Consider the following 5,164-nt stretch of genomic DNA (forward strand, 5'->3'; position numbering starts at 1 on the left):
ACCGTGGGTTCCTCACTCACGACCCGCAATGCGCAGAACTACTTCTTGGCGCAGACGCTCGACTTCAAGGACAAGTACATCGCCGACTTCCTCGTGCGTCGTGACGCGTCCTCACTGTTCGGCGCGGCGACCCGCTGGGCGAGCTTCTATCGTGTGTCCGGTTCGTGGCGCTGGAACGAAGACCTGCAGATCCCCGGCATTCAGGAAGGCCGCATCCGCGCTTCGCGTGGAACGGCAGGTGTCCGCCCTGGATTCTACGATCAATACGAGACGTATTCTGTCTCGCAGGGCCAGATCACCAAGGCGCAGTTGGGGAACAAGAACCTCAAGCCCGCCACGCAGACGGAAGACGAGTATGGCCTGAACGTCACGTTCTTGGACAAGTTCGATGCCGAGGTGGTGTATGCATCGCGCAACACGCAGGATGCCTTCCTGAGTGTCCCGTTGTCGTTGGCCCAGTCGGGTGGTTTTACGTCGCAGATTCAGAACGCCGCGACGATCTCGGCGAAGACCTGGGAGCTTTCCCTGCAGTCGCGATTGTGGGACAGCCCAAACGTGAGCTACTCCGTGGGCCTCACCGGCGACCGGACCAGGCAGCGGATTGAGAAACTTGGTCGTGCTCCCTATCGCGTGACGTTCACGGGCCAAGGTCAGAACCAGAACGTCTTCTTCTACAAGGAAGGCGAGCCGCTCGGCATCATCTACGGCAAGCGGTGGCTGCGCACGCTGGAAGAAGTCTCCCAGCAGCAGAAGGACCCGAACCTGTACGTGGTGAACAGCGACGGTTACGTCGTGCTGAAGAGTGCACTGGGAACGGCCACTGAAGCGCCGGTTGCCTACCTGGATGCGAGCGGCAACAACCAGGTCGTGATCGGTGATGTGAACCCCGATTTCTCGTTCGGCTTCACGCAGACACTGCGGGTCAAGAATCTGTCGGTGTATGCCCTCATCGACGGCGTGAAGGGTGGTGATCTCTACAACTTCACCAAGCAGTGGATGTTCCAGGACGGCCGTCATGGTGTGCAGGGTCAGGGCAACCGCCCGGAAGCGGAGCGTCGCCCGCTCGCCTGGTACTCCAGCGGTCTCTACGACGGCATCAACGCCAACTCCTACTTCGTCGAGAACGGCGGCTACGCGCGTCTGCGCGAACTGAGCGTGGCTTACCAGTTCACCCCCGCGCTGCTGAGCAAGGTGGGCATGAGCCGCCTGTCGCAGGGCTTCAAGGTGTCGGTGGTTGGCCGCAACCTGATGACCTGGACCAAGTACACGGGCTTCGACCCGGAAGCGACGTCGGGTGGTGACTTCAACTTCCGCATCGATGGCTTCCGTTATCCGAATTTCCGCACGATCACGGCGATGATCGACGTGTCGTTCTGAACCCGCTGATCAATTACGGAGCATACTCGTGAACAATCGCATTCTTCGATCGATCCTCACGCCGGTCGCAATGTTGTCTGTTGCGGCCTGTGCGGAACTGGACGTATCCAATCCGAACAACCCGGATATCTCGCGTGCGCTGGCCAGCCCGGCCGACGTGGCGAAGATCGGTAAGTCAGCGGTGAACTCCTGGTATCTGGCTGCCACACACTACGAGCCGACGATGGCGTTGGAGGTGACCGCCGACGTGCTGACCGCCAACTTCGGCAACTTCGGCATGCGCTTCAACAACGTGGAGCCGCGCATTGCCTACAACAACATCTCGTCAGGCGCTGACGCGTTGGTCTCATCGCGTCCATGGGATCGGACCTATGGTGCACTGGGCGCTGCCAACGACGCGCTTCGTGCCATTGCCGGCGGTACGGTGATTCCGGGTGCGTCTGGAACCGAAAAGACCCAGGCCGCAGCGCTGTTCGCTCAAGCCGCATCGCTGACCAATCTCGCTCTGCTCTTCGACAAGTCTTTCGTAGTGACAGAGCGTTCGGACATGACCAAGGCGCCGGAGCTCGTTCCTTACACCGCGGTGCGTGACTCGGCGCTCAAGTCATGGGATGCGCTCATTACGCTCGCGACTGGAAAGACCTGGTCGTGGGATGCCGATGCGATGCCGCTCACGGTGCCGCAAACGGCGGCCAACATCGCCCGTATCGCCAACACCATGGCGGCTCGTACACTCATGCTGACGGCACGCACGGCCCAGGAAAACTCGGCGACGAGCTGGGCGCGGGTGCTCTCGTATGCGGACAAGGGACTCACTGGAACCGGTCTGACCGATATCGACTTCAGCGTCGTATCGGACGGCGGCAACGTGTGGTACAGCTATGTCACGCTGTACGGCAACTACGATTCGTGGCTGCGTGTCGATCAGCGTCTCATCAACCGCATGGCGCCGAATGTGCCGGTCAAGTATGCCGGCACCAACGTTGCCCCGCAGTCGAATGATCGACGTTTGACCGCGGTAACCACGCCGTGCACGGGTGCCGGGCAGCCCGCTGCATGTCTCACCGGCATCACGTCCGACTACGTATACCTCGGCACAGTGCTGGGTGACCCGGCTCGCGGCATCTACATGCAGTCGCCGTACTATCACCGCCGCTATCGCGACATCTCGTTCTCGGTGGCCACGGCCAATCATGCGGGCAAAGCGATGCCGTATGTGCTTGCCGCCGAAAATGATCTCATTATCGCCGAAGCGCTGGCTCGCACGGGTGGTGATCTCAACCGCGCGGCGACGCTCGTCAACAAGACCCGCGTGACGCGTGGTGGTCTGGCTCCGGTGGCCGCAACGCAGGCGGCGCTGCTCGATGCCATCAGCTACGAGCGTGAGGTGGAGTTGCTCAACACCAATGCACTGGGCCTGTTCGATCGCCGGCGCACTGACTCGCTGCAGCCCCTCAGTTTCCGGCAGTTGCCCATCCCGGGCAAGGAGCTCGAAACACTGCAGCTGCCGTACTACACGTTTGGCGGAAACTGAGTCGCACTGTCCAGAAAAGCAGAACGGGTGCCCGGCATACGCCGGGCACCCGTTCTGCTTTGTGTTCACTTCTTTTTCTTCTCTTCGACAAGCTTGAGATTCGAGCAGGCGATGACGTTTTCGAGACCCGTCCCGCCGCGGTACACGTTCACGTGAACGTTCCCGGACCCTGGCGGAATGACCAGCTGCATCTCCTGTACGTCGATCTCGCCACGACCATTTGTGCCCATCTCGATGCCTGGAAACTGCGCGATGGGCATGAAAGCGGGTGTTCCGCTCCCGCATCGGCCCGGATTGGCCGACCAGTTGAGAATTTCTGTCTGGTTGAGGCTGGTGTTGATCATCAGCGTGACGCGGGAACGATCGGTGCTCTCGCGAAACACGATCCGCACCTGTCCAAAGATCCGCTGCGATCCGCGCATGCCCACGCCACCAGAGGTTTGCTGGATGGGCCGGAACTGGCCGTCGTACGTACGCGCCTGCATCACCTTCACCGAGTCCTGTGCGGCACTTGGTTGGGCCAAGAGCAACAAGGCGCCCGCCAGTGCAGCGGACAGTTGAACACGGTGTGACATCAGAAGCCTCCCGTCGAAGAGGGACTGGGAACTGCGTTTTCAGTCATTGAAATCCGCTGGACGGAGAAGATACGTCTCACCCCAGGTCGTTCGTTAGTCCCACGGTGGTGCGTCAGGACGCCGCCCAATCACCGGTCACCAGTTCTTCAATCAGCGCCGCTGAGCGCTCAGTGGCGCCGCGCTCTATCTCCACCACATGACGCGCTGACGCCCCCGACGCGACCTGAAGGGATTTGTCGAACAGCCAGGCATTGAGCTGCTGTTGCATGGACGCGGCGTCTGTCACCACGGCGCCGCCGCCGGCTGCCAACAGCAAACCGGCTTCACGGCTCATGTCGTGGCGCGGGCCAAAGATGACGGGTGCGCCAAAGGCCGCGGGTTCAATGACCGAGTGCAGGCCAGCGGCATGAAAACCACCACCGACAAACGCCGCTGTGGCGAGAGCATAGAGGTCGCCCAGCACACCGACGCGGTCCACGACAATGACATCAATGAATTGATCCGCTGTCCGCTGCTCGAGCTCACTGAGTGTGGTGTGCCGTAACCCCGATGTACGGGCCCAGGCAAGAATGGGATCGACATGCTCGGCCGTAGGCTCATGTGGCGCGATGATGAGTCGTGCCGATGAGTGCTGAGCATGCAGTGCCTTCCATGCGGGCAAAAGCACCTGCTCGTCGGCTGGCCAGGTGGAACCTGCCACCAGCGTGGCGCGATCACTCGCCAACATTCGCAGCATGGGCGACGCGCGATCGACACGCTGTGCTCGTGTCCATACCTGGTCGAAGCGCGTGTCTCCGGTGCGATGCAGGACGTCCGGACGCACGCCAAGTTCGATGAGACGTGCACCGTGCTCATCGTCGATGGCACCCACCGCACTGAGCGCTCGGTATGCGTCTCCGAGGAGCGCGCGGGCGAATGGGCTACGCCGTCCGGAGCGTGGCGCCACGGTGCCACTGATCAACGCCACGGGTATGCTGCGCGCCATCGCCCGTTCCACCAGCGCGGGCCAGATATCGAGCTTCGCGAATACCAGCGCCGAGGGCTCGAGTGCTTTCAGCATGCGATCGGCCGCCTCGACCGTATCGAAGGGCAGATAGCCTGACAGGTCTGCGCCGATACTCGAGGCAAACGATTCGGCGCTCGGCGAAAACCACGAGTACGCGAGCTGCCAATCCGGATGCCGCGCCTTCAGCGCATGAGCCACTGGACGCGCCTGCAACCCTTCACCCACCGATGGCGCGTGCATCCACACGAGCGGACGGGAACGATCTCGCTCGGCAATGCATTGCTGTTCCCACCGTTCGAGCGCCCGCCGCCGTACCCGGAACGTTCGCAGCAGCTTGTTGCTGGAACGCGGGGCTGCGATAGCCGCAACGCTATCCGCGACCGGAGTCAGAGCCGCAGCGAAGCTCGCGATCCCAGAATAGAACGGGCGCAGCAACGGATGCACGAGCCGCGAGGTGAAGGTGAAACCGAGGAGGCGTCGTGCTATCGACCGGGAGTGGGCGCAGCGCCACCGGCGGCCATGCGCTTCTTGAACATCACCAAGGCGGTATCGATGGCATTGGCGAAGTCAGGATAAGGCACGGCGCCTCTCAACATGAACTCACCCACCACGAACGATGGCGTGGACTGCACGCCAGCCTGCGAGGCCTGCTGGATGTCGGCCTGTACCAGC

The 5,164-nt window shown here is 61.9% G+C and carries 5 protein-coding genes; 2 read left to right on the forward strand and 3 right to left on the reverse strand.

Features of this window, described 5'->3' with window-relative positions; all coding sequences use genetic code 11:
- On the forward strand, positions 1-1,377 hold a 1,377-nt coding region (locus VGE27_RS03885; protein WP_331048320.1), incomplete at its 5' end, for a hypothetical protein.
- A gap of 28 nt (positions 1,378-1,405) precedes the next feature.
- Positions 1,406-2,911 (forward strand): RagB/SusD family nutrient uptake outer membrane protein, encoded by a 1,506-nt coding sequence (locus VGE27_RS03890; RefSeq protein ID WP_331048321.1) that lies wholly within the window; start codon positions 1,406-1,408, stop codon positions 2,909-2,911.
- A 65-nt stretch (positions 2,912-2,976) separates the two neighbouring features.
- Here VGE27_RS03890 and VGE27_RS03895 read toward each other — a convergent pair whose 3' ends face one another.
- The 3 genes from VGE27_RS03895 to VGE27_RS03905 form a co-directional block, all read right to left on the reverse strand.
- The gene (locus tag VGE27_RS03895) at positions 2,977-3,486 is read right to left on the reverse strand and encodes a hypothetical protein (RefSeq protein WP_331048322.1); all 510 of its coding nucleotides are present in this window, start codon (positions 3,484-3,486) and stop codon (positions 2,977-2,979) included.
- 112 nt (positions 3,487-3,598) lie between these two features.
- Entirely contained in the window at positions 3,599-4,936 is a 1,338-nt protein-coding gene (locus VGE27_RS03900; RefSeq protein WP_331048323.1) for a 3-deoxy-D-manno-octulosonic acid transferase, read from the reverse strand.
- Positions 4,937-4,974: 38 nt separating this feature from the next.
- A partial coding sequence (locus VGE27_RS03905) for a DsbA family protein (RefSeq protein ID WP_331048324.1) occupies positions 4,975-5,164 on the reverse strand: 190 nt, incomplete at its 5' end.

This window comes from Gemmatimonas sp., from assembly GCF_036405635.1.
In the GTDB taxonomy this organism is placed as follows: Bacteria; Gemmatimonadota; Gemmatimonadetes; order Gemmatimonadales; family Gemmatimonadaceae; genus Gemmatimonas.

What these genes read in the sequence shown, in the direction of transcription:
- VGE27_RS03895 (WP_331048322.1), bottom strand. Translation starts at nt 3,486, where the DNA reads ATGTCACACCGTGTTCAACTGTCCGCTGCACTGGCGGGCGCCTTGTTG.